20 protein-coding genes and 5 pseudogenes are annotated in these 24863 nt (G+C 58.4%); 20 read left to right on the forward strand and 5 right to left on the reverse strand.

Annotation, left to right across the window (positions count from 1 at the left end; all coding sequences use genetic code 11):
• Window positions 1–181 precede the first annotated feature (181 nt).
• The 13 genes and pseudogenes from ACFSQT_RS03770 to ACFSQT_RS03830 form a co-directional block, all read left to right on the forward strand.
• Window positions 182–688 (forward strand): nodulation protein NolB, encoded by a 507-nt coding sequence (locus ACFSQT_RS03770; RefSeq protein WP_379017078.1) that lies wholly within the window; start codon window positions 182–184, stop codon window positions 686–688.
• A 9-nt stretch (window positions 689–697) separates the two neighbouring features.
• Window positions 698–1564, forward strand: coding sequence for a type III secretion system inner membrane ring lipoprotein SctJ (gene sctJ / locus ACFSQT_RS03775; RefSeq protein WP_378976442.1), 867 nt, complete (start codon window positions 698–700; stop codon window positions 1562–1564).
• Window positions 1565–1576: 12 nt separating this feature from the next.
• A complete protein-coding gene (locus tag ACFSQT_RS03780; RefSeq protein WP_378922819.1) occupies window positions 1577–2209 on the forward strand; it encodes a nodulation protein NolU in 633 nt (210 codons plus the stop codon).
• Complete coding sequence (gene sctL / locus ACFSQT_RS03785; RefSeq protein ID WP_095090013.1) at window positions 2206–2844, forward strand: type III secretion system stator protein SctL; 639 nt, start codon at window positions 2206–2208, stop codon at window positions 2842–2844. The genes ACFSQT_RS03780 and sctL overlap by 4 nt, the downstream gene beginning before the upstream one ends.
• A complete protein-coding gene (sctN, locus tag ACFSQT_RS03790; protein WP_095090011.1) occupies window positions 2825–4174 on the forward strand; it encodes a type III secretion system ATPase SctN in 1350 nt (449 codons plus the stop codon). The genes sctL and sctN overlap by 20 nt, the downstream gene beginning before the upstream one ends.
• On the forward strand, window positions 4150–4683 hold the full coding sequence (locus ACFSQT_RS03795; protein ID WP_095090010.1) for a hypothetical protein: 534 nt from the start codon (window positions 4150–4152) through the stop codon (window positions 4681–4683). The genes sctN and ACFSQT_RS03795 overlap by 25 nt, the downstream gene beginning before the upstream one ends.
• Before the next feature lie 26 nt (window positions 4684–4709).
• Window positions 4710–5786, forward strand: a complete 1077-nt coding sequence (gene sctQ / locus ACFSQT_RS03800) for a type III secretion system cytoplasmic ring protein SctQ (RefSeq protein WP_095090008.1) — start codon at window positions 4710–4712, stop codon at window positions 5784–5786.
• A complete protein-coding gene (sctR, locus tag ACFSQT_RS03805; protein ID WP_095090007.1) occupies window positions 5779–6444 on the forward strand; it encodes a type III secretion system export apparatus subunit SctR in 666 nt (221 codons plus the stop codon). The genes sctQ and sctR overlap by 8 nt, the downstream gene beginning before the upstream one ends.
• Before the next feature lie 29 nt (window positions 6445–6473).
• The gene (locus ACFSQT_RS03810) at window positions 6474–6722 is read left to right on the forward strand and encodes an EscS/YscS/HrcS family type III secretion system export apparatus protein (protein WP_206073788.1); all 249 of its coding nucleotides are present in this window, start codon (window positions 6474–6476) and stop codon (window positions 6720–6722) included.
• Between the two features lie 8 nt (window positions 6723–6730).
• A complete protein-coding gene (gene sctT, locus ACFSQT_RS03815; protein ID WP_095090005.1) occupies window positions 6731–7549 on the forward strand; it encodes a type III secretion system export apparatus subunit SctT in 819 nt (272 codons plus the stop codon).
• Entirely contained in the window at window positions 7546–8583 is a 1038-nt protein-coding gene (locus ACFSQT_RS03820) for an EscU/YscU/HrcU family type III secretion system export apparatus switch protein (RefSeq protein WP_378922815.1), read from the forward strand. The genes sctT and ACFSQT_RS03820 overlap by 4 nt, the downstream gene beginning before the upstream one ends.
• A 182-nt stretch (window positions 8584–8765) precedes the next feature.
• A pseudogene (locus tag ACFSQT_RS03825) lies at window positions 8766–9043 on the forward strand (IS3 family transposase); the annotation flags it as partial.
• Between the two features lie 463 nt (window positions 9044–9506).
• Window positions 9507–10050 (forward strand): annotated as a pseudogene (locus ACFSQT_RS03830) (IS66 family transposase); the annotation flags it as partial.
• Window positions 10051–10057: 7 nt separating this feature from the next.
• Here ACFSQT_RS03830 and ACFSQT_RS03835 read toward each other — a convergent pair.
• Window positions 10058–10614 (reverse strand): annotated as a pseudogene (locus ACFSQT_RS03835) (Ti-type conjugative transfer relaxase TraA); the annotation flags it as partial.
• Between the two features lie 26 nt (window positions 10615–10640).
• Here ACFSQT_RS03835 and ACFSQT_RS03840 point away from each other — a divergent pair.
• Both ACFSQT_RS03840 and ACFSQT_RS03845 read left to right on the forward strand, forming a co-directional pair.
• Window positions 10641–11795, forward strand: a complete 1155-nt coding sequence (locus ACFSQT_RS03840) for a hypothetical protein (RefSeq protein WP_379017080.1) — start codon at window positions 10641–10643, stop codon at window positions 11793–11795.
• A gap of 45 nt (window positions 11796–11840) precedes the next feature.
• Complete coding sequence (locus tag ACFSQT_RS03845; RefSeq protein WP_143748760.1) at window positions 11841–12086, forward strand: hypothetical protein; 246 nt, start codon at window positions 11841–11843, stop codon at window positions 12084–12086.
• 6 nt (window positions 12087–12092) lie between these two features.
• Here the strand turns inward: ACFSQT_RS03845 and ACFSQT_RS03850 are convergent, their stop codons facing one another.
• Entirely contained in the window at window positions 12093–13625 is a 1533-nt protein-coding gene (locus ACFSQT_RS03850) for a Fic family protein (RefSeq protein WP_379017081.1), read from the reverse strand.
• Window positions 13626–14814: 1189 nt separating this feature from the next.
• Between ACFSQT_RS03850 and ACFSQT_RS03855 the strand changes: the two genes are divergently transcribed.
• The 3 genes from ACFSQT_RS03855 (at window position 14815) to ACFSQT_RS03865 (ending at window position 18677) form a co-directional block, all read left to right on the forward strand.
• On the forward strand, window positions 14815–15705 hold the full coding sequence (locus ACFSQT_RS03855; RefSeq protein ID WP_095085197.1) for a SctD/MshK family protein: 891 nt from the start codon (window positions 14815–14817) through the stop codon (window positions 15703–15705).
• 291 nt (window positions 15706–15996) lie between these two features.
• Window positions 15997–18132: a type III secretion system export apparatus subunit SctV gene (gene sctV / locus ACFSQT_RS03860; RefSeq protein WP_379017083.1), complete on the forward strand. Its 2136-nt coding sequence runs from the start codon at window positions 15997–15999 to the stop codon at window positions 18130–18132.
• A complete protein-coding gene (locus ACFSQT_RS03865) occupies window positions 18129–18677 on the forward strand; it encodes a tetratricopeptide repeat protein (protein ID WP_095085194.1) in 549 nt (182 codons plus the stop codon). The genes sctV and ACFSQT_RS03865 overlap by 4 nt, the downstream gene beginning before the upstream one ends.
• A gap of 310 nt (window positions 18678–18987) precedes the next feature.
• Here ACFSQT_RS03865 and ACFSQT_RS03870 read toward each other — a convergent pair whose 3' ends face one another.
• Entirely contained in the window at window positions 18988–19335 is a 348-nt protein-coding gene (locus ACFSQT_RS03870) for a DUF982 domain-containing protein (RefSeq protein ID WP_379017084.1), read from the reverse strand.
• A 60-nt stretch (window positions 19336–19395) separates the two neighbouring features.
• A complete protein-coding gene (locus tag ACFSQT_RS03875) occupies window positions 19396–19698 on the reverse strand; it encodes a DUF982 domain-containing protein (RefSeq protein ID WP_379017085.1) in 303 nt (100 codons plus the stop codon).
• A gap of 343 nt (window positions 19699–20041) precedes the next feature.
• Between ACFSQT_RS03875 and ACFSQT_RS03880 the strand changes: the two are divergent.
• Window positions 20042–20424 (forward strand): annotated as a pseudogene (locus tag ACFSQT_RS03880) (DDE-type integrase/transposase/recombinase); the annotation flags it as partial.
• Between the two features lie 184 nt (window positions 20425–20608).
• Here the strand turns inward: ACFSQT_RS03880 and ACFSQT_RS03885 are convergent.
• Window positions 20609–24226, reverse strand: coding sequence for a Ulp1 family isopeptidase (locus ACFSQT_RS03885; protein WP_379017087.1), 3618 nt, complete (start codon window positions 24224–24226; stop codon window positions 20609–20611).
• Between the two features lie 216 nt (window positions 24227–24442).
• Between ACFSQT_RS03885 and ACFSQT_RS03890 the strand changes: the two are divergent.
• Window positions 24443–24791, forward strand: a pseudogene (locus tag ACFSQT_RS03890) (DDE-type integrase/transposase/recombinase); the annotation flags it as partial.
• Window positions 24792–24863: the final 72 nt, after the last annotated feature.

The following is a 24863-nucleotide window of genomic DNA, read 5'->3' on the forward strand; positions in this document are numbered from 1 at the left end:
ACAAGTGACTAAAGTCGACAACGTGACTTTTAAATAGCCAAACGACGCTCTCGTTGGTCAGCTTGTCGTCAGTTCGCCTGCCTAGGGTATTGATCCAACAGCCGGTGATGAACGTGCTGACCTCATCCCGCGTCAAAGAGAACACCTCATCCCGCGTCAAAGAGAACAAACGAGTCCTTGCATGATGATGCCTGTCACCTCGATCTCTGCCACTATAGCCGATCCTTTCTCCAGGTTCGCGCCATTCGACGAGCAGGCCCAGTTTGAGCGCGCCCTGGCGCAGGCGGCCGCCTCGACGAAAAACGGCATTGCTTCGGCGCCAGCGAGGGCGGCGCCGGTTCCTGCGCCGATGGATGTCCAACGCGCGCCTGCGCGGACAAGTCCGGTAGGCGATCGCGTGATCCAGACGATTTCTTCGATGTACCGCGACAATACAGCCACTTCTGCCGCGCGCGACCATGAGGTTGCGCTTGCAAAGGGCGCTCTGTCGGGGCCGGCCCAGAGCCTCCCCGTCGAGGGTGGGGCTGCGGGAACGCGGATGCCGGGCCCCCTACAAGGACCGCATGATTTCGAAACGATGGTTGCCGGTCTGCGGAATGTTTATAGCGAGGTCACCCAGGTTGCTCTTGTTTCCAAAGGTGTCAGCGGGCTCACCTCATCTGTCAACAACCTGATAAAACAAGGATGAACGGCGCGCATGATTGGTTTAGCCCGTGGCGAAAACATGCGTAGTCGCCCGCTTGGCTGGCGTTCGCTCTATTTTTTCGTACTGCCACTTCTCTTCGCCCTGAGTGGTTGCAAGGTCGATCTTTATACGCAATTGCAGGAGCGCGACGCGAATGAGATGCTCGCGCTTCTGATTGACAATGGGATTGATGCGGTCCGGGTTGCGGCTAAGGATGGGACCAGCACGATCCAGGTCGACGAAAAGCGGCTTGCCTTCTCAATCAATCTCCTGAGTGCCAAGGGGCTGCCGCGCCAGTCTTTCAAGAACCTCGGCGAGATATTCCAGGGCTCAGGCCTGATTGCCTCGCCGACGGAGGAGCGTGCCCGTTACGTTTATGCCCTGAGCGAAGAGTTGTCGCGTACCATCAGCGATATCGACGGCGTCTTCTCTGTACGCGTTCATGTCGTTCTGCCGCAAAACGATCTGTTACGAGCAGGCGCCGCGCCATCCTCAGCCTCGGTCTTTATCCGACACGACGCCAAAGAAAATCTCTCAGTTCTGCTGCCGAAGATAAAGATGCTCGTCGCCGACAGCATCGAAGGCTTGTCCTACGATAAGATAGAAGTGGTTTTGGTACCAGTGGAACGGCCCGTACCCGTGCAACGGCCCGTACCGGTGACTGTTCTGGCAAAAGCATCCAATTCCATTCCAGCGCCACTTCTGGCGATCGTGATGGGTGTTGCGGCGGCTGTATTCGCTGTGGCGTGCTATCTCTTAGCCAGTCTGGTTGGTCATCGGCGCAGGCAATCAAAGGGCGACCTATCCAAGGTCGAGGGGCGCTCGGGTGCTTCCGTTGTCGAGGCCATTCGCAAGAAGATCATCGGCGATACGGCGTAGGTGATATTCCCAATGACGATATCGACAAAGACCGCCGAACGTGATCGTACGTCCCAATTGCGTTCCGTGTTTCGGAGCGAGCTTGCTGCTTCGGCCCATCCGACGCGTCTTGCCGCCCATCTTGATCCGGCGTTATCGGCTGCGACATTGATGCGCTTGCAGAAGTGTCCCAGGCTGCGGCCAAGGCTGGTAGAATTGCTGCTTGACAATGACATGGATTCGAACGGAGGCGACTGGGGGCCGGATCTCCTGCACGGACGTGACCCGCATCGGGCTGCCCTCTTTGCCGGAAGTATATGGCATGCCCGTTCGTTGCTGAAACTTGTTTCGCAGCCTCACCTCAATGCGCTTATTGGATATATCGGCGCTGATGCGCACGCGTTTGGCATCCGACATCCGACGCATGCGATCGCAAACGGATTGATTGCTGATCCCGAAAAGCTGGCGCAGCAAATTGAACACGATGGACATGCCTGTCTTGGTGCTTGGCTCAATCACAGTCCAGAGCTTGAGCGTACACGCGTGCTTCTACGGTTGCCCGTCGGGACCGCCGCCGAGAATCCAGCGCCCGAACACGATGCTGCCGCAGGCCAGTTGTTTTCGCTTGTAGCCGCTCATTTTGAGGCGGAGATCCCGGTGATATGACAGCCGTTGTTCCTGCAGCGCCCGTCCCGCCCCAGATGCGCCCAGTGGACCCACTGATACGGGCGAGTGAGATCGAAATCTGGCATAGCGCCATGGAAGCGCGTGCTGCGGCGGAACGGCATCAGCGGCGGGTTCGCAGCTGGGCGCGCGCCGCCTATCAGCGTGAGCGGACACGCGGCCATACCGAGGGCTTGGATGCAGGCGCCGAGGAAATGGCCCGGCTGATTGCGGGGGCAGCCTCCGAAGTGGCGCGACGAAAGGCGGTTCTGGAGCAGGAATTGCCACAGCTCGTAATGGAGATCCTAAGCGATATTCTGGGCGCTTTCGATTCGGGCGAGCTGTTGGTGAGGGCTGTTCGTCACGCGATTGAGCGCAAGTACAGCGGCGCGGAAGTTTGCCTTCATGCATGTCCCAAGCAAGTCGATATGCTCGCGCGCGCGTTTGCTGGGTGCGACGGGCGGGAGGGCCGGCCGAGGGTTCGGATTGATCCGGATCCGACCTTGTCGCCGCAACAGTGCGTGCTGTGGAGCGACTATGGCAATGTCGATCTGGGACTTGATGCGCAGATGCGAGCGCTGCGCCTCGGCTTCGGGTCACTTTCTGACGAGGCGAACTGTGACCACGCCGGTGCATAGTCCCGCCGGCATCCGGCCTCCCGATCCGGCCATCTCGTCCTTGAGGTCTTCGGCAAAGCGAATCGACACGCGTGTCGTGCGCGGACGGATTACGCGGGCTGTCGGTACACTGGTCCATGCCATCTTGCCCGACACTCGTATTGGGGAACTTTGTCTGCTGCAGGATCCCAGAACCGGACTGTCGCTCGAGGCCGAGGTGATCGGCCTGTTGGATAATGGCGTGTTGCTCACGCCGATCGGAGACTTGATGGGCCTGTCGGGCCGCGCAGAGGTTGTGGCCACTGGACGAATGCGTGAAGTGCCAGTCGGCCCCGATTTGCTCGGCCGCGTGATTGACAGTCGTTGCCGTCCCCTCGACGGCAAAGGCGAAGTCAAAACCACCGAAACTCGTCCGCTGCGCGGCGCGGCCCCCAATCCAATGACAAGGCGCATTGTTGAGCGGCCGTTCCCGCTCGGGATCCGTGCTCTGGATGGTCTGCTGACATGCGGCGAGGGGCAGCGGATCGGAATTTATGGCGAGCCAGGTTGCGGCAAGTCGACGTTATTGTCACAGATCGCAAAAGGTGCCGCCGCCGACGTTATCATAGTCGCGCTCATCGGCGAACGTGGACGTGAAGTTCGAGAATTCATAGAGCGGCATCTTGGGGAGGCGGGCCTTCGCCATACGGTCGTAGTCGTCGAAACATCCGACCGCTCGGCAGTGGAGCGGGCGCAATGTGCTCCTATGGCGACCGCGCTCGCCGAATATTTTCGCGAACAAGGGCTACGCGTCGCCCTCATGCTAGACTCGCTGACACGCTTCTGCCGCGCCTTGCGCGAAATAGGCCTTGCTGCGGGTGAGCCGCCGACGCGACGGGGCTTTCCTCCTTCCGTTTTCGCTATGTTGCCAGGCCTGCTGGAGCGTGCCGGCATGGGTGATCGCGGCTCAATCACGGCTTTCTATACGGTGCTTGTCGAAGGTGACGGCACAGGCGATCCAATTGCCGAGGAATCGCGCGGCATTCTTGATGGCCACGTCGTTCTCTCACGCACTATCGCGGCGCGATCGCATTTTCCAGCTATTGATGTGCTGCAAAGTCGCAGCCGCGTAATGGATGCGGTCGTATCTGCGCCACATCGCAAGGCAGCATCCTTTTTCCGTGATCTGCTCTCGCGCTATGCCGAATCCGAGTTTTTGATCAACGTCGGCGAATACAAGCAAGGCGGCGACCCTCTTACTGACCGGGCTGTCGCGTCGATTGGCGAGCTGAGGGAATTTTTGCGCCAGAGCGAAGGAGAGCCGTCAGATTTTGAGGAGACGATCGCATGGATGTCGCGTCTGACCGGGTGAATTGTTTTCACGCTTCGAGGTTACGGCTTCTGAAGGAAACGCAAGAGCGTAGATTGCTTATGGAACTGTCCAAGAAGGAAGCCCAGCGCCAGACGGCCACCTTAGCCGTACAGAACGCCGCCCAGGGTCTTGCAGTCGCACAGCAAAATTGCGCAGGAGCCGAAGCGGGGCTCTACCAAGACCTGATGTCGCTCGACACTTTTTCCAGCGCAGCACTCGACCATCACCACCTTCTCGTTGAGCGGCTTGAGGCTGAGATCACTTTCAGACGCGAGATGCTTGATGAGGCACGCGTTGCTCAAGAAAAAGCCGAGGCAGCGGCGTCTGAGACGAGGGCCCGGTGGGTCAGAAGTTCGGCGGCAAAGCGCAAATGGCAGCAAATCGAGAAAGACGTCCGGCGCGCCCTCGACATTCATTTAGAGGCCGCAGACGAGATGGAGGCCGACGATGACATATTGCTTCGGTATGGAAGAATTTCGCTCGCCCTGACGGGTAACCCGATCCGATAACCGCAGGCTCCCTGAATGACGCGATCGTGCAGTTTAGATCTGCTTTGGTAACCACTGTGGGCAGACCGGCTATATTCGAACCAGCGCTAACACTGTCCCACGCGGTCGCCTCGTGGCTCAATGATATAGCGGCATCGCGCAGGCCCTTTCAGGCCTTGATCAGCGACAAGCCACTATCGGCGCGGGTGGAAGGGCTTGCCTGGCAGCAGGAACCTTGTGGAATTCCGATGCTTGACTGCGTTTGGCGCGTGGGAGCTGAAACGATCGTACTGTCGCTGTCCCGACGGCTTGTAGAGGCGCTCGTCTCCACAGTACAGGGTGATCTGGCTTTCCCTTCCGAGCCAACTGCTTCGCTCATTCTGGAACTTGCACTTGAGCCGCTTATCGCTCAATTGGAGGATAAAACGCAGCGGGACGCGCAGCTTCTACACGTACGTGAAGCCACGACACTGGCTCCTTATCTCGAACTGGAAATCGTGTTCGGCCCAGTCAATGGCAAAGCTCGTCTCTTCCTGTTCTCGCCTCTTGATGGCCTCGTGCCGTTCGCGTTCCGCGCGCTAGGCGAACTGCTTGGCCAGTTGCCGCTACAGCCGCGCGAGCAATCCCCGGAGCTCCCGGTCATGGTCGCAGGAGAGATCGGCACGCTTCGCGTTCCGGCGGCGCTTCTTCGCAAAGCATGTGTTGGTGATGCTCTGTTGCCAGACAAATCGCCGTTCGGCCGCGACCAGATCACCCTATCTGTAGGCCTGTTATGGGCCCGGGCAGATCTTGAGGGCGATCACCTAATCCTGCGGGGGCCATTCCGCCCCCGATCGTGCCCTTTGGAGAATGCGCATATGACAAAACCCGAATCACCACTGGGGCCGTCGGAAGCCAATCTCGACGATGTCGAGATCGAGCTTGTCTTTGAATGTGGCCGCTGGCCCATGCCTCTGGGAGAATTGAGGAGCGCTGGTAAAGGACATGTTTTCGAACTTGGTCGGCCAATCGACGGTCCGGTGGACATACTTGCCAATGGTCGGCGTATCGGACGTGGCGACATCGTGCGCATCGGAGATGAGCTAGGCATCAGACTGCGTGGCAGGTTGGCATGCAATGACTGAGATTCAGCCGGCAATCTTTTCGCTTCTAGCGGTCACCGCCGGACTCGGTCTGCTGGTTTTGGTAGTCGCCACGACCACGGCGTTTGTAAAGCTATCAGTTGTTTTGTTCCTCGTCCGCAATGCGCTGGGGACCCAGACGATACCGCCTAACTTAGTGCTATACGCAGCGGCACTCATCCTCACCATTTTCGTTAGCGCGCCTGTTATTGAACAGACCTATGATCGTATGACGGATCCGAAGCTCCGCTATCAGACGTTCGATGACTGGCTAAGCGCCGCCAAAGCCGGCAGTGAGCCCTTGCGCGATCATCTCAAGAAGTTCACGAACGAAGAGCAGCGGCGATTCTTCCTCTCCTCGACCCAAAAAGTCTGGCCAGAGGAAATGCGAGCCAGAACCACACCTGATGACTTCGCCATTCTCGTACCATCTTTTCTAATTTCGGAACTAAAGCGTGGGTTCGAAATCGGCTTTCTCCTTTATCTTCCCTTTATCGTCATCGACCTTATCGTAACGACAATTTTGATGGCGATGGGTATGTCGATGGTATCTCCGACGGTTATATCCGTCCCATTCAAGCTCTTTTTGTTCGTCGCTATTGATGGCTGGTCAAGGTTGATGCACGGACTTGTATTGAGCTACACGATACCGGGAGGTTGATCATTATTGAATCCAGTATTGTCACTCTTATGAACCAATCGTTGGTGGTTTTCATGATCTGGATTCTGCCGCCGCTCGTTGCGTCGGTAATTGTTGGCCTAGGCATTGGCATCATCCAGGCGGCAACGCAGATCCAGGATGAAAGCTTGCCGCTCACTGTGAAGCTTCTGGTCGTTGTCGCGGTAATTGGCCTGTTTGCCCCCGTGCTGAGCGCCCCGCTCATAGGACTGGCCGGCCAGATCTTTACCGAGTTTCCCGCAATGACACCTGGCTATTAGTCCTCGCCATGTATGCGTCATCGGCCGAGATTCAAATCCTGATCCATACGGCTATCGAAATCGTCGTCGCGGCTGGTCTCGGCGCGGCCCGCGCGATAGGCATTATGCTGATCCTTCCTGTATTTACACGATCTCAGATTGGCGGGCTGATCCGCGGCTGCCTGGCTGTTGCCTTCGGACTACCGTGCTTGGCACACGTCAGCGAGGGCTTGCAGGCGCTAGATCCTGAAACACGTTTGATCCAGGTAACTCTTCTCGGATTGAAGGAGGTTTTTGTCGGCGTACTCCTTGGCACTTTTCTCGGCACTCCCCTTTGGGGACTTCAGGCGGCCGGTGAGTTTATGGACAATCAACGCGGCATCACTAGCCCGTCCGCTCCGAGCGACCCCACGACGAACAGTCAGGCTTCCGCTATGGGAGTCTTTCTCGGGATCACTGCAATTACGATCTTCGTCGCAGCAGGAGGTCTGGAGACCGTGATCAGCGCCCTTTATGGCAGCTATTTGATCTGGCCCGTGTATCGGTTTCACCCCGCATTGAGCGCGCAGGGAGCAATGGCGTTATTGAGGCTGCTCGACCAGATTATGCGCACGACATTATTGGTCTCGGGGCCCGTAGTGTTCTTTCTGGGGCTAATTGATATTTCAATGATGATCCTGCGTCGCTTTGCGCCCCAATTCAAGTCGAGCCAACTGTCCCCTGCGATCAAGAATATCGTCTTTCCGATTATCATGGTCACCTACGCTGCCTATCTGGTCGAGAGCATGAAACTGGAGATCACACAAGCGAGTGGCGCGCTTGAGTGGTTCGACAAGTTGCTGAAATGAGCGACACGAGTGAAGAAAAGGCACACGCCGCCACCCCAAAGAAACTAAGCGAAGCGCGCAAAAAAGGGCAGATATCGCGTAGCTCCGATTTCGTCCGCGCAGGCGGCACTTGCGCTGGGCTCGGCTATCTTTGGCTAAGAGGGAGCGTGATCGAAGACAAATGCCACGAAACGCTACTATTAACCGACAAGCTGCAGAACCTGCCTTTCGATGTCGCGGTCCGGCAGGAACTAGTCCTGCTAATCGAACTCACCCTGGCGACCGTTGGCCCGCTGCTTGGCACTCTCGTTGCTGCGGTAATTCTGACGGGATTATTAGCCAATGGTGGATTTGTCTTCTCTCTCGAGCGGATGAAGCCCAACTTTGGGAAAATAAACCCTTTTGAAGGGCTGAAGCGCATGGCGTCCATGCGTTCTGTAGTCGAAGTTGGCAAGACTCTGTTTAAAGTAATGGTTCTCAGCGCGACCTTTTCCCTCGTCCTTCTCGGCATGTGGAAGACGATGGTCTATCTGCCGCTGTGCGGCATGGGTTGCCTCGGCATTGTCTTTACGGAAGCGAAGCTGTTGCTCGGGATTGGCGCCGGTGCGCTTCTGATCGGCGGACTGATTGATCTCCTGTTGCAGCGTGCGTTGTTTCTGCGCGAAATGCGCATGACCAAGACCGAAGTGACGCGCGAGGTGAAGGAACAGCAAGGAACGCCGGAGTTGAACAATGAACGACGTCGCATCCGCAATGAAGCGGCCGGCGAGCCTCCGCTTGGGGTGAATCGCGCCACGTTGGTCTTCAGAGGGAAGGCGATACTGGTCGGTCTGCGTTACGTACGAGGTGAGACCGGTGTGCCGGTCTTAGTTTGCCGCGCCGAGGGCGAGGCCGCCTCACGAATGTTTAGTGAGGCGCAGGCGCTACGTCTCGAAATTGTCAATGATCATGTCTTGGCGCATCAACTCATCAGCACAACGAAACTGGGCAACGCCGTTCCCATGCAATATTTTGAGCCCGTCGCGCGAGCACTCTTCGCCGCAGGCTTAACCTAGCCGTGGCCTCAACAGGTTGTCTCCGGTCAGGCAAAATCTGCCGATTGGCGTGTACGACTTTAGGTTCGCGCGGTCTGCGGCTTATAGCGACGAGGTCAGGCAGGCGGTTCAGCGGCATGACGTCGGGTATGCCGCGGCAAAGGCCAATTCGCTGAGGCCGGTCTGGATCTGGATGAAGTGTTGGGCCCAACCGCATCTATCGGCTCCATCGCGAGGAAGGGCTGGCGGTGCACAAGCGGCGCGCGACGGCGTGCGGTCGGCACCGGGACACCGATCCTGGTGGAGGCGCGGCCGAATGCGCGCTGGTCGCTGGACTTCGTCCACGACCAGTTTGCCTGCGGCCGTCGCTTCCGCATCCTCAACGTGGTCGACCTCGATCTCGGGCCGGCGTGTGGCGCGGGAACTGACGTACCTGATCGCCCGCCGTGGCAAGCCGGGCATGATCGTCTGCGACCTCGGTCACTCCGCCTTGTGGCGTTCCAGCTACCGATCGGCTCAGGGTGCCTTGCTCGTCCAAGGAAGCAATGCCGGAAACGGGGAGCCGGCTGACGTAAAAGACTCCAGGCCCTACGTGGGATCTCTCAGGTTCCCCGGCAATCCATCCCGTGACTTTGCGGCGGCCCAAGACCCCGGACGACCCCGATTGCCTCGCCAATATCGGCCGGTCGGGTGCTGCCCCCGGTCCCAACACTCCGAAGGCGTCATCAAGATCATGATATCGGGGCTTACCCCGCCGCTTTATCACCCGCTGTCTACGCTTCACGAATGACGTTGCCGCCACCCATGCAAGACTCGCTTCCGGCTGGCGGGCTGCGCCTTTGCCGGACGGGCGTTGAACCCGCTGGATCGCTGCGAACGGTTTCTACTCGATTCTCACCTCCTTTCTTGTTCATCCCCCGTTCCGGGGCTTGCCTGACGCAAGCTGGGCGCATCTGCGGCGCAAGTTTTACGATCTGCACATCAGCGGGATCTCACAGGCCGCGACGGCAACGATCACCGCCATGACCGAATTGTGGAAGGTCGAGGACGAGGTTCGCGGCAAGGATGCTGGAAGCCGCGCCGCGCTGCGTCAGGAAAAGTCCGCGGCCATTGTCGCGAGCCTGGGAAAAAGAACTGCACAAGGTCTCCGGAAAATCCAAGACTGCCGAGGCGATCCGCTACGCGCTCACCCGGCGGGAGGCGCTGGAACGCTTTCTGATGGACGGTCGTATCGAGATCGACTCCAATATCGTCGAGCGTGCAATCAGGCCCCAGACAATTACGAGAAAAAATAGTCTCTTCGCTGGAAGCGAGGGCGGTGGACGCACCTGGGCGACCGTCGCGACACTTCTGCAAACCTGTAAAATGAATGGCGTCGACCCACTCGCCTGGCTCTCCCAGACCTTGACCCGCATCGCTCAGCGCTGGCCCGCAGCCAAAATCGAAATGCTCATGCCCTGGAACTTCAAACCAGACGCCGTCAGCTAACCGCTTACCTCAATTCGCGCATCTGCTCGGGACTACCCTGCCCGTCGCATTTCCAGTGCTGAGGATCGCGTCGAGCGCGCGTGCGTGGCGCACAAGCGCGTTCGTGCGAGCGCGGCGCAACGCCGCTTCCGCGTCCATCGGCATATCCGTGTCGCGCGGCACTCCCTTGGCGGGAGTATTTCTTTCGGGCGTGGAGCCAGCGTCAGCGATTTGCGCTCCAACATTCTCCCTTCCCGGACTGCGTCCACGGTCCTGGCCGGGCTCGGCGTCTGCGGGCGAGCGCAACCCGTCCAGCAGCCCGCCGATCCGGTCGCGCAGCGTCTCCGGAACAATCCGGCGCACGATCTCGACCACACGCTGGCGGAAGGTGATACCGCGCCGCTCGGCATAGCTCTGTACCGGATCGACTAGCTCGTAATCGGAAGCCATGTCCTTGGCGCGGTCACGCGATAGCGTGCGGACAAGCCGTTCGCGGGTCGCGAAGTCGTCGCCGCCGTAATGCAGGTCCATCCCATCTCGATGCCGCGACAGCGCAACGTAGCTGCCATGTGCGTCCAACGTCGGCCACAGCCACCGACGTTTCGTGGGAGTTGATACTGGCCCACTGGGATGACCAAACGGAACTGCTTTACATTAGCAGCACTGGGCCGACTGCGTCTGATCAGCTTGCAAAAGCGCTCTGTGGCGATGACACGACACGCATCAGGGATCAGGCAGTGTTTCGTTGCTTCCACGATTTCAACCAGCTGGTCATCCGCAACTTGGGCATGACGCACCGCCAGGGCGGTGGAACGCGCTACTCCATGCTCATGGGGATCGACGTTAGCGACGGTATAGACAGTCTGATGAAGGCGGAGCGCATTCAGAACAACATCTTTGGTTGTGGCTATGAAGACGGCGAGCCGCGTACGTTTGGTTGTTCGATCAAAGGAAAGTTCTGGTCACAGTCCCGCATCCACGATCTCACCGACTGGACTGCGTGGTGTCATCGCCTGGGTGCGCTCCTTGACAACGACACCATCCCGGAGTCAGCGGCGTTCGCGTCTGCCATGCGACCCCGCCTCATTGCTGTACGCCCAGATGCTCACCCGCTGGTGATTCATTGGCCTATGAGCCTTCTGCTGTCCTTCGAGGAGCGAATTGAAATTTCATTCGGCGAGAGTTCTTATCCGTTTGCAGAGTGTGATCTCGCACTCTCGAACAACGCTCGTAGCGGTGCGCTCAAGTTTGACGTGCGCGCGCACGACAAGAAGGCGGAGTTTGAAATCGGCTTCACGGCGACCGACGCGACTTATAGGCAAACATCGGGTCCGCCTTGCCGGATAAAAACGCATCGGCATGACCGGACGATGGCGGAGTCTTTTGCGGACGATGCTCCGCAAATCGACTTTGGCGACGGATCGTTCCTGATCTACTCACATCTCTACGTTCCGCCGAAGGAACTGGACTTAACGCCCATAATGGATAGTGCCATTGTTCCTTGGGACTGGACTGGAACAAACCCGCGCATCGAATCGCAGGGTCCGGAGCGCCGTACGGACTCTGTACAGTACCGCGTCATTCAAGAACTGAAGAAAAGCGATTACGACATCATCTTCGATGACGACGGTACCGGCGAGTTTGCTGACGTTATAGCGATCAAAGTCCGGGAGACATCGGTCGATGTGCTGATGTGCCATTGTAAATATGCTGGTACCGATGCGGGCAAGGCGCGGCTGGATGAGGTTGCAGGGCAAGCGTTGTAGTCAGTGCAGTTTTGCCACAAGCCAAAACGCTTCCTTCGGAATATGATGAACCGCGAGAAGCGTCGGCTGGAGCGTGGGGAGTCGACACGCTTTGACCGTGGTACGCTGGGGGTCTTGAGAAGGCTGCATGCGAGCTGGAATCAGTATCGCTTCGAATACAAGGTTTGGATCGTGCAGCCAGCAATCTCAAAAGCTGCAGCGACGCAGCCTATTCTCCAGTTGCTTGGCTTCGTGGGAAAGGCGCTGATCGATCATCGCCGCATCCCTCTGACCGTCGTCACCAGAAGCTGACGCTTCTCAGGCGCTTCGATCGGCAGACCAAGTAACCCGCTCGGCCAGAAACGCCGCAAACGGCTTCACATTCATGTTGCCGCTCGCCTCTTCCAGGCCCGCCAGGTACGCCTTGCGGTCTTCCACCCTGACAACAGTCCACGGATAGCCACCGGACGCCAGCATGGCATTCATGAGGAACCGCGCCATACGGCCGTTGCCGTCCGGATAAGGGTGCACATAACCTACAAGCCAGTGCCCCAGCACGGCGCGCACGGAAGCGTCTTTCTCCGTTTCCAGCAAGTCAAACAACTCGTTCATGCCATCGGGAACAGCCTCTGTTCGCGGCGGTACATGCTGCGAACCGCGCAGGTACACCGGGTGGTTCCGATAACCGGCAAGTGCACTCGCCCTGAGTATGCCAGCCGTCACGGACGGCGCGAACAACTCCCGGTACCACTCCCTGTGTGTATCGCGCGTCAAGGCTCCTGCTGGCGCGCCATCAATGATGGCCGCCACGGACTCTTTGACTTTCTGAAACGCGAGATAGTAGCCGCGCGCGGCGAGCGCATCGCGGTTTTTCCGGTCCGCTTCATCGATCTCCGGATTCCAGCTTCCTTCGCGCACGCGGTCGATGAGCTCGGGCGTCACGCTGTAGCCTTCGATCGACAGCGAGTGATAAGCGTCGCTCTCGTAGACATCCTCCACGAACTTCATGTAAGCGTTCTTGTCGGACGGAAGGCCCGGCGCCTTTGGGAATATCTCTATGATCGCTTCGCGCTGGGATTCCCAGATTGCGCGCAGGCGCGCGACCAGCGGCGGCACACCCGCCGCTATGGTCGTAACCCCGGTCCGACCCGCGAACGGATCGGACTCGCGCACGTCGTACCCGGCCGCTTTGAAGGTTGCCACAATTTCATCAGCGAAGGCATCACGCCCTACGCGGCGGAATGCGCCCGCGAGTCGCCCCGCCACGGCGGAATGGCCGCCATCAAGAAGGAGGGCCAGTACCGTCGATACATCGCGCACGGACGCCATGGCGACCTGCATTTCGATAGGCGCGCGCTGGAAGAATCCTTCCGGTACACGGATAAGCGCGGCCTCAACGGTAAGCACCCGCTGACCGTTCTTCTCCGTCAGCTGTTCCGGCATTTCCTTGACCGCAAGGTCGTAGAGGGAGGTGCCGAACAGCAGGTCGATCCTGTTGTTCTTTCCTTTCGGGGTATTCACCACCACCTGTGGAGGGATGGTCGGCGCTTCCGCATGCAGCAGGAGGGACTGTTCGGGAGACAGGAACCAGTCTTTGCCGAACCGGTCATTGCAGTACAGCGAACAGAATTCCCAGAAGCTTGCGTACCAGGGGGTGGTGTCCTGTTGCTGGGCCTGAGGGCCGGTGGACATGACCCAGCCTTTGATCACATCGCGCAGAAATCCGTTCGCCACCAGCCGCTCCCGGTGGACGCGCGTCAGCTCGTCTGACTTGAATATGCGCCGCCCTTGCTCCTGCAGCTCTTTGAGGATGGCTAGGGGCTCTGCGAGTTTTTCATGGGGCTTGGCCACGGACGTGCCTTTGCAAGTTTTTTGTGTTGTGCGAATACAAGTATATAATGCTGCACCAGCACAAGTCAATGATGCCGTGTAACCGCAAGTTTATTAAGTTGTGTAATCGCAAGTTTATTATGCGAAAAATATTGAAAATATAATTTCTTCAATGCGTTAGCCTCGCAGGACGCACCCGGCCGACCGCCGAGTCCCTAGAGGCTTTTAAGAGGCCAGCAGATAGCTAAGGCTCCCGAAGCTAAACCTCTACGCCCAATAGGGCTGCCGCCTTGGGATCGTACCGGTAGCCGGTGATGGTCCTGTTCCTGATGCGGTCAACGGCCTCGTCCACACACAAGATCGTGCGCGACCATTCATTTTGCAACAGCGCCGCAGCCGCTTTTTGTTGAGACTGGTCAGCTTCTCGAAAGCTCGCCCTCCTAACGTTTGATGAAATTGATCTTCTACGCCTCGCCGTTAACGGAAACAGATGTGGGAATACCTGATGATAGCAGCAATTGGCGATAGACTTGGATCCTTGGCCCGCACCGGGCATGGACATTCGAATGGACAGTCGCGGCACGCATCCAGCGAGCCCTCTGGTCATAGCAGCGGGCCTTCTGGTCCTACCAGGCCGGGTGGCGAGATCGGTCGAGCGGACAGTCCGACCTTTTCTGGGGATGGCTCGCAAGCTGCATCTGAAAGCGATGCCTTCGAGACGGCTCTCCGTTCTGTTGCGCTAACTATTGTGAACGATGCCATGGCTGATGCCGACGACGCTCTGGCAGACACTGAAGAAGATGCCTGACGTTGGGTGGTCCGCGTCGGGAGGTGCGTGCCGTCGGTGACGGCACAGTTCGAACAGAAGGGAAACGATATGAGTAAAATAGGTACTCTTGGTAGTTTGGGTGGTGCTGGCGCTGCGGCTGGTGCGGACGTAGCTTCCAAAGCCGCTGGGGCTGCCGCATTCCAGCAGCAAATCCAGGAGCTAACGGCGGTTAGCTTGGAGGCTACGGCTAGGAGTATAGAGCTGCGCACTGTTACGACCAACTTGCAGACAATCAAGAAAGCGGCCGACGAACGCGTTCAGTAATCTCGGAAACGGGGTTCTGGAAACCCTCGATCGCTGCCCTGGGTGGCGCGATGTGTGACCGAAATGAGCCGCATGGTAATTGCCATGCGGCTTCTTTCCTGATTCGGGAGATCATCCTTGAATGACGCTGTTTCCCTTCATTTCGAAGTTCTGTCGGGGGTCTATTGCGGGCTGACCGGTAAGCCGACTCTTGAAACGAACTTAATCGGCAGTGGCCTCGACGCCGATATAATCTTCGTCGAGCAAGGACTGGCGCCACATCATTTTCGTATCACTCTTCTTGGGAATTCGATCGAGGTTGAGGCGCTTGCAGGCGGACTCAGCATCGAGGACAATCGGAATATTGCAGCAGGCGAGTGCGTTGTGCTGCCCCTTCCTGTCATCATTCACGCCGGCGCGATGTCCATTCTCTGGTCAGCGCAGGATGCAGCGCCGACTGGTTCGACCGCCAGACCACGCCTCTCGATCCTTATGCTCACCTTGGTGTTACTCGGCTCTCTCGGGATCGGCGCACTCTCGGCTATGTTCTCGTATTACGGCACTGCTGATGCATTGAACGCCAAGTCGCCAGGTGCCGAACTTGAATTCAAGCTAACCAATAACCGCGCTGATGATCAGGCTACCGTGGCTGTGGCCAAAGACCTGCAAGAGGAAGTCGATAAAGCGGGCCTTCACAATATTATGATCGGCTCCGCGAAGGGCGTCGTGACCGCTGAGGGCACCGTCACGTCAGCATCGATCAGCAGTTGGCAGAGGGTTCAGCAGTGGTTCGATCATCGCACGAACGGCGCTCTCACACTGGTGAATGGAGTGGTTATCAAGGAGGAGAAGGCGCCATCCGCCATCGCGGTTGAAGCAGTTTGGCGTGGGCCCCTTCCGTATCTGATAATCGCTGGCGAGAAGTATTTTGTCGGCGCGCTTTTGGATGATGGCTGGACGGTCGATCGGATCGAGGAGGGTCGTGTGCTGATGAGCCGAAATGGTCGCGTTGCTGCTCTGCCGTATTAAGGGCTTTCAGCTTCGCGGGCCGTATTCAGGAGAACTCCAATGCTCAGCTATCCCCCTGCTGCGGCTTCTCGCCTATCCGCTCATCCCGGAAGGTTTCGGCGATGAGGCACCGATGGTCCTGACCACACTGGATACGCCTAACCGGGGATCCTCGCGCTTTCCTCTGACTACCCTCGCGTGGCGATGCGCTGCGTGGGACCGGCCGCAGGGACGAGGCGCGCGCGGCCTTCGAAAGCTACGTTTCACTGCGTGGTAGCCCAGTAATTCTCAAACGACCACAAAGGGGCCCACATGCCCAACGTCCTGCGTAACTTCATCGACCGTGCGCCGGCCAACCCCGACTTAATGGTCGCGTTGATGCTGCTGCTGGCGATAGGTATGATGGTCATGCCAATCCCGCTCGTGGTTGTCGACACGCTTATCGGATTCAATTTGGGTTTGGCCATATTGCTGCTGATGGTTGCCCTGTATGTCAGCACGCCGCTTGATTTTTCGTCTTTGCCGGGCGTCATTTTGATTTCCACGGTGTTCCGTCTGGCGCTTACCATCGCAACGACACGACTGATCCTGGCCGAGGGAGAGGCAGGCAGCATCATCCACACGTTCGGCGACTTCGTAATCTCAGGCAATATCTTCGTCGGCTTTGTCATATTTCTGGTCGTGACCATGGTCCAGTTCATGGTCCTCGCGAAGGGTGCCGAACGCGTAGCGGAGGTGGCGGCCCGCTTCACGCTCGACGCTCTGCCGGGCAAGCAAATGGCGGTCGACGCAGAGCTTCGCAACGGCCACATCGATGCCAACGAATCTCGCAGGCGGCGTGCCGCATTGGAGAGGGAAAGCCAACTTTTTGGCGCGATGGATGGTGCGATGAAATTCGTAAAGGGCGACGCCATCGCCGGGCTCGTGGTGATCTGCATCAACATGCTGGGTGGAATTTCCATCGGCCTGCTTTCGAAAGGCATGTCCTTCGGCGAGGTTCTGCAACACTATACTCTACTGACCATAGGTGACGCGTTAATCTCGCAGATTCCGGCCCTGCTGCTTTCAATTACAGCGGCAACCATCGTCACGCGTGTAACGGGGGCCGCGAGGCTCAACCTTGGGACCGACATAGTCAATCAACTCACGGCCAGCAAGCGAGCATTGCGGCTGGCGGCCTGCGTCTTGGTTGCGATGGGGTTTGTTCCCGGTTTCCCTCTGCCCGTCTTTCTTACGTTGGCCGCAGTCCTCGCCGTCGCAAGCATTGCCAAGGGCGATGGGCAGGGCGCCGACAATACCAATGCTACAAGTGCAGATCAAGTAGAGCCTCAAAAACAAACCGTGCCTGCGCAGGCAAGCCCGCTCGCCTTCTTTCTTGCGCCGAGCCTTACGCATGAGATCGACCAAGCCGAATTGGAACAGCACATTGCACGCGTTTCGCAACTCGTCTCAGCTGATCTCGGCATTATCGTTCCGCGCATTCCAGTTGCGGTCGACGAGCAGCTGCCCGAGTCGCAATTTAGAATAGATGTCGAGGGCGTGCCAGTCGAACAGGATTTGATTGATCCGACACTGCTAGAACTCGCAGACGGTCTGGCGAACATTGAACTTAGCGGCATCCCCATTCGGCATGATCCAGAAGCGGACAGAATCTGGGTCGAACAAGGCCATGCACCGGCTCTCAACGCTGCCGGCATCCGCTATCACCGAGCGAGCGAACTCCTTGCCTCGCGTGTCCATGCGACGTTGACCCGCTATGCACCGCACTTGGTGGGTATCCAAGAGACCCGCGAATTGCTGGGCCGAATGGAGCACGATTATGCTGATCTGGTGAAGGAGGTGCTGCGCACGACGCCTGTTCCCCGGGTTGCCGATGTGCTGCGCCGCCTGCTGGATGAAGGTATCCCTATCCGCAGCACCCGCCTCGTCTTGGAGGCATTGGCCGAATGGAGCGAACGTGAGCAAAACGTCGCGCTGCTCACGGAATATGTTCGCTCCGGCATGAAGCGGCAGATCTGCCACCGCTATGCCAACACACAAGGTATCGTGCCCGCCTTTATTATCGAACGTGAGAGTGAGGATATGGTGCGGAGTGCGGCTCGAGATTCGGCTGCGGGCCCCTACCTCGTGTTAGAGGATCGGCAAAGCGAAGCGCTACTGTCACAGATGCGCAGCATCTTTTCCAGCACAGCACCGGATCAGACCCGCCCCGTCATATTAACTTCGATGGATGTTCGACGCTTCGTCCGCGGCTTTCTCACCCGAAACGGGATCGATCTGGCTGTGTTGTCTTATCAGGACCTTGCCTCCGACTTCACGATTCAACCCGCCGGATCCGTCAAGCTCCCCCCTGGAACAGAAGGGGAAATGTCGGGGGACTCTCGCAGTATCCGCGTTGCCGCCAACTCAAAGGCACAGCACTCTATGACAGCTGAGAACCAAACATGAATTCACATGAGAATATTGCCACTCCGCCGTTACTTTCATCTCGTCTGCGCTCAGTTCTCTTCTCAGTACTCGCCATTGTTCCGCTCGGAGGTTGCGCTAGCTGGAACAAGCCAGTTCTTTCCGTGAAGGAGACGTCGCCCCCAGAGTTGCTCGGCGCTGATCAGATCGATCCGGCCATACGCGAGCGCATTTTGCGCGCAGTCGGTCAGGATGCGCAAGAGCGGGCTTTGCGGGATGATCTGAAGCAGCATCCGGACAATGTCGATGCGGCAATCCGTCTTACAAAGGTCTTGCTGGCGCAGAAACGCCCGAATGAGGCGCTTCAGGTACTCGACAACCTCTTGGTAGCAGCTCCAAGTAATTTGCGGGCGTTGAACGCGAAGGGAGTTGTTCTGGATTTGGAGGGGCGACATGACGCGGCAAGAGCGTTATATCGGCAAGCTCTTGAAACAGAGCCAGGGAATCTGATGTTGCGCCACAATCTCAACTTGTCGCTTGGGGTAGACGGGAAGGCCGAAAGGAGTGCGTTGGCACGATCGCGATAGCCGTGCAAAAGGCCCCGGACTGGCACACCGGAAAACGGAATTCCAACCGGGACGTCGTCAGTTGGATGTTTGCCGTTGATGAACAGCACTGGGAACAGAATGTGCCCTTGAAAGGACGGCCGATCATGCTCTTACGCGCCATTCTAAAGACACAGCTGGGCGTTGGCGCGGGTTGTAGAGTATACCCGGCTGAGTGCTTCTTAGGAATGGCGTTCTTGTGCGTGGGTTGGATACCGCACTTCTGCGATCGTCTTTTTGTGCGAGAAACCAGCAGCGAAGCAACGAAGAAATTCCTGACCATCCTAGTTAATCAATCGCTGCGCAGAATCTTTGCTTCGAGTGCAGCAGCCACGAAAGCCCTTCGAGCAGCTGGCGGATGAATTTCACCACGCAATACCTGCAGACAGGCGTTCATCGCCACCTTCCGTTTCTCGGTCTGACGATGAAGATCACGCAGCAGGATAGCGGCCGCGTCGTTAACATCGAACACCATACGCTCTGGGCCGTGGCGGGTAACCTGGATAACGACCGGCCTCTCAAATCTGCTCGAGCGGGTCATGTCTGTACCCACATGCGGCAATAGCCTTGGTCGCACTTGCTTGCCCAGCCGAACAATTCTCGCCCATTTTCGAGCAGCGCTTCCGCTTTCGCCATGCATGAAATCTCGACACATTGCCCTCGCTCGGCGCGCCCAGCACCAGCCGCATGGCGCCGAAGCCTAAACTTGTGCTTTCCCGGTGCCCGACTTGCAAGCAGCGAGCCACTGCATTGCGGAGGTTGCATCCTCCAATATGTTGGCCCGTTTCGCAAAGCCGAAAAAGGCATTACGCGCGGCGCTCACAGGTTTTCGTCCATCGTATGCATCATAGCACGTTCTGAGGGCGGCTTCGTGGATTAGGTCCCTGCGATCTTCTGGCCATTCATTGAGGAAGTCGACAGCGTCGGCTAGACTGGCAATCTCTTGCACGATGTGAGTTGCGCGCTTCACGAAAAGTGGGCTGTTGAAAGCCTCCGCGTTCATCTGTGCCTCCCGACCTCGCGCCATTAGGCCAAAGACTGCACGTTGTCTCGCGCGTGGCTCGACAGTCCGACCCGAATTCCCGAATCCCGGCTGCCGCACGCTTTTGTGACGGACGCTGTTAACACATTTTCTGCAATCGCACTGAGAGCAGTCGCCTTTTTCATGCTGGTCGACATCGGCCGCTCTCTCTCCCGCTTATGCCAATGCCTCCGTAGACCGTATTTCATGCCAACCACGCCGATCTCCAGGCGCTCGATCCCGGTGGTGTTGTCGGAAGTCGGTACAAGATGATGCGTCGAGTTGGAATGATCTGGGATTAGCGGAGCGTGACCGCCAATGGCATGACAGCGTCGAATGCATTTCAGCGCAACAGCGCGACCTGCCGTCGGCCAAACGCTTCTTCAGAAAGGCGCTGGAGCCTCATGGCCAACCGGATTGCGTCGTCATCGACGGTAGCCAGAGCAATCGAGACGGGATCGTTTCCTGCAAGACCACAAATCGCTTGCAGGATCGCTCCTGGAGCCGATCTGGATCCGCCGGAGCCAGTATTTGAAGGATCGAGCAGGACATCGGCACTCCAAGCGCCGCGCCCGGCCGATGCTCGGCTTCAAATCGGCGGCCACCGCCACAACCATTTTATCCGGCATCGAGATGATCCACATGATGCGCAAACGACAGGCGAGGCACAGCTACAGTCCGAACGCTTCGATCGCCGAGCAGTTCGAATCCTGCCTACTGATAGACCTCGCATCAGTGCCTCTCTGCGCCCCTCTTCAGCCGTTGCAACAAGACCCTGCGAGGGCGCTGATTACGCTCCTCGTCGGCGAGAAGCGCTCTGCCAGGCTCTATGAGAGAAGGCCGAGAGGGGACCGCGCCGGGTTGTTGGCCGCGCCCCTCAGCCGTATCGCAATCAGCCCCTGAGACGGTTTTGCAGTGCCCGCCGATCTGCGACGAGGTTGTCGAGGTTCCGCAGGTCTGCTTGCCGTCTTCCCGCCAATCGCCTAACCAGCGCCCGTGTGCCATCCACTGCAAAGACGCCGCAATCATAACCGTTTTTCTGCTGAGCCATGCTGGCGTCTTGTAGGTCGGCGCCCAGCCGTGCTGCGAGCCGTGCTGCAGGTTCATCATTGTGTCCCCGGAGGGAGTCGTAGTGATAGGCGACCGGCCTTTCCTGATTGCGGCGATCAACCAGCAGCAGCGACCAATGGTCGCCTTCGCGAATAGCACTGGCATTGTTCACTGGCAGGAACAGGAAGTCGGCTGTATCGTTACCATTCCGATCATGGACAATGCGATGGAATGCGCGTAGCGCGTCGCTATCGGCGCCGTGGTTAAGCTGAAAGGCTATCAGAGGATCCACGAACCGCGTCCGGGCGGCGAGATCCGGATTAGTCCCACGCAACTCCTGCGCCACGAACTCGTAATCCCGCTGAATATGATCGTCGCCGAGCCATTCTCTGGCTCCGAGCACCCGTCCGCGGTCGTGGGAAGAGGCACTCGTAGCCGAAGCACCGATCTGAGCATCTGGAACCGAGGATGGGCGAGGATGATGGATAAATTGAGCATCGCGGCGCCCTCGCGGCCCCAACGTGATAGAGTAGGTCTCACCGTTGATAGAGACAGGCCGCGGAACCATGCGCGGACTCGGCAACAGCATCTTGTTGTCCAGTACATCGAGCAGGAAGTCCGGAACCGGCTGTGAGCCATGCTGCCAATCCTCGCCGACGAGATATCCGATATCCTCGAGCTCCAGAGGCTCGCCTGATGGCCCGATGGAAAACGGCGGACTGGCGGCCGGACCAGGCACCTGCGCTGACTGAGCGTCGTCACGCGTCTCCTGCGGTGTGGACGGCAGATCAACGAAAGAATGGAGGCCGCGGTAGATCTCTGACGACCGAGCTGGCGCGCCCTCCGGGGTTGGCCGCATACTCGCCTCAGAGTCGGGCGGCACTCGCGGCGACCGGGTCGAACTCGACACAGCCGTTTCGTGTCGTCCGGCCTGCGGGCCTTCCGGCGTCGGCCACTCATTTAGGTCAAAGTCTGACGGCACCCGCGGTGACCAGGTCGAGCTCGACACAGCCGTTTCGTCTCGTCCGGCCTGCGGGCCTTCCGGCGTCGGCCACTCATTTAGGTCAAAGTCTGACGGCATCCGCGGCGACCAGGTCGAGCTCGACACAGCCGTTTCGTCTCGTCCGGCCTGCGGGCCTTCCGGCGTCGGCCACTCATTTAGGTCAAAGTCTGACGGCATCCGCGGCGACCAGGTCGAGCTCGACACAGCCGTTTTGTGCCGTCCGGCCTGCGGGCCTTCCGGCGTCGGCCACTCATTTAGGTCAAAGTCTGACGGCACTCGCGGCGACCAGGTCGAGCTCGACACAGCCGTTTCGTGCCGTCCGGCCTGCGGGCCTTCCGGCGTCGGCCACTCATTTAGATCAAAGTCTGACGGCACCCGCGGCGACCAGGTCGAGCTCGACACAGCCGTTTCGTGCCGTCCGGCCTGCGGGCCTCCCGGCGTTGGCCACTCACTTGGGTCAAAGCCGGACGGGACGTGCGGCGACCACGATGGGCTCGACCCTGCAAGCCGGGGTTCCCGACTCGGCTGCTCAGGGAAGGCCACACCCAGCGCTCTGTTTGCCTCGACGACTCGTAGGTACTGCCCAAGCTTCTTGAGGTTCAAGCCAGTTCTTCCTGTGGCTTTGGTGAAGTCCCGATAATCTGCGTTCAACGACCGTCGCTGCCGTTCAGTGCCGTTGATTCGGCTTACTATGCTCTCCCTACCCGTACTTTGGAGCCAATCACTAAAGCTACGTTGGTCCGAAGCAGTATTCTGGATAGTTTTTTTTCTATTTTGGGACGCCGGGTCGGATCCGAGCTTGCTCAGATCGTCGCTGACCAGGCCATCAATGATGCTGACGTCGTCAGTATAAGCATTTCCTAAGTATTTTCTAAGCTTATCGAACGATGCGGTCCGATTTGTTGTTTTAACGTAGTTCTTGTAATCCGCGTCCAGCGACGCTTTCTGCCGAGAATTGCCGCTGATTCGGCTCATTATACTACCCCTGCTCTCCCTTTGGAGCCAATCGCTAAACGAACGTAGCTTGGAAGCCATGGTTGAGGCGGGGGCCTTCTTTGCGCGAGTCGCGTCGGGTCCCAGATTGGCCCAGGCTTCGTCTTGTAGGCCATCGATGGTGGGGGCGTCCTCCGGATAAGGGTGCAATATTTCGCGCCCCATCAGGCGGGGTCCGGCACCGACTGCTTGGAGCCCCTCAGCTCCGAGCCTCCGGAGGTGAGACAGTGCCGCGTCGAGCCGGTCACGATGGTCCCCACCAGTTGCGGTGTACTCCTCGATGTCGAGGGCTAGTGACTTTGGCTCGTTAAAAGCCCGAGTAGTCAGTGGACCCTTGTTCTCTTTTAGGAGCCAACGAGCAAACGCCCTAAGAGCCTGCACATTGCTCTTGATGGTAGGCGCGGGAACCCTTCCGGCCCTTCGACCGCTGCCGCCATTGTAGGCTTTGACTGCTTCCTCGAACTGTCGGATCATCCGCTTGTCCTGGGGATGCATCGGTTGGTCTTGCGTGTCCACCCACGCGGGGGCGGATATGGGATTTCCGGCCCGGAAACGCTGGAGCACGTCCAATGCTCCACCCAAATGATTCCTGCTATTGGCGCTCGCCACTTTCGCAAAGTCATCCTTTTTGGCTTTCAGCAGATCAGCGGCGCCAAGTAGCTTTTCCAGTGTCACGCCTTCGGGTTGAAGGAATTCGCTAAACATTCTGAGAGCGGTCACGTAGTTATCAATGGTTTTAGGCTTGCGGTTCTCGCCGACCAACGCCACCTTGAATTCTTCAATGAGGCTCAGGTCCGCATCGGACTGGCGGCTCCGCTTGGCAAAATCCATGCGAGGCTCTGAATGGATCACGTACGAGAGTGAGCCGCCGGACGACTTTTCGTGACGACTGCCCCCAAAGGCTTTGCCGAGCCCTGATTTAATACGAGAAAACAGTCCACGGCTCTTGCTATCCTTCGTCCGCGCCGCAAGCCGCGCTTCCGATGGTGCTGTGTAGCGCGTGCTACTGAATGGCCTGTCACGCAAGTCAGACTGCGAGGCCTTCGCAGCCGAGCCAAGGTGAACGCGAGGAATATCGACGCTGTACCGTGTACTGCTGACCGAATTGTCCAGTAGGCTGGAATGCGGCGGCATCCGCATCGAACCGCCGACGTTAGTGCGCTGGATACTTCCATGCGCCACTGCGGATCGAGTGTCGGGCGAACCAGCATCCCCGGAGCTCTCGTCAGGGGAACTGAGCTGCAAGTCGCTCAATTGCCGCTCAAAGCTCGCTTGGCCAGCAGGCTTATTGTCCGACTTTTGCCTCGCCCGCTGCTGCTCTTGCAAGGCAGCGTACTGGTGCATCCAAGCGTTGGTATTGAATGGATCGTGATTGGATTCCATGCCACTCTCCTTGATGAGATAGAACTGCCGCGTCAGATGGGATAGAATTGCCGCTTCGAAGACCTTGCGATGGTCAAACATCCATGTCTTAGCAGCGCTAGCTTTCGACGAGCTGACCACCTCCTACGGGGGCCTGTCGCGACGATCCGGGTAGCCGACAATTCGCAGATCGCCATGCCGCCTTCAGACTTTGTAAGCCTTGTGAAGTCCGAAGAGACGCGCAAGCTGGTCGATTTGGTCGTCGACAGGGATACGTTGCAACGTTTTGTTACTCGTGAGCGGCAAGGCCGATCACATCACAAGACCATCCACCGCTTGACCGCTCGTTTCGCGCCGCTATTGCTGGAGCGCTTCCACCGCCGCAAGCGCAGCGTGACCGGCAAATGGCATGTCGACGAGATCTCCACCAAGGTCCGTGGCCAGCGGATGTATCTCTATCGCGCCATCGACAGTGTCGGCGATACCGGCGAATTCTATTTCGGCGAGCAGCGCTGGAGCGTCGTGGCCGACCGGACCGCATCGACATCGACGGTAGCCAGACCAATCGGGAGGCGATCGTTTCCTGCGACACCACAATCGCTTGCAGGATCGCTCCCGGCGCCGGCTGAAGCCGATCCGGATCGGCCGGAGCCAGTGTTTGACGGATGTATGGACAAGGGCCGTTCTGCTCCAATGTCCTGGGGGTGCTCTGTCCTGGGGGGGTGCTCTCGAGCGCACA

Origin of the sequence: Mesorhizobium calcicola, assembly GCF_042682105.1 — a bacterium.
GTDB lineage: Bacteria > Pseudomonadota > Alphaproteobacteria > Rhizobiales > Rhizobiaceae > Mesorhizobium > Mesorhizobium calcicola.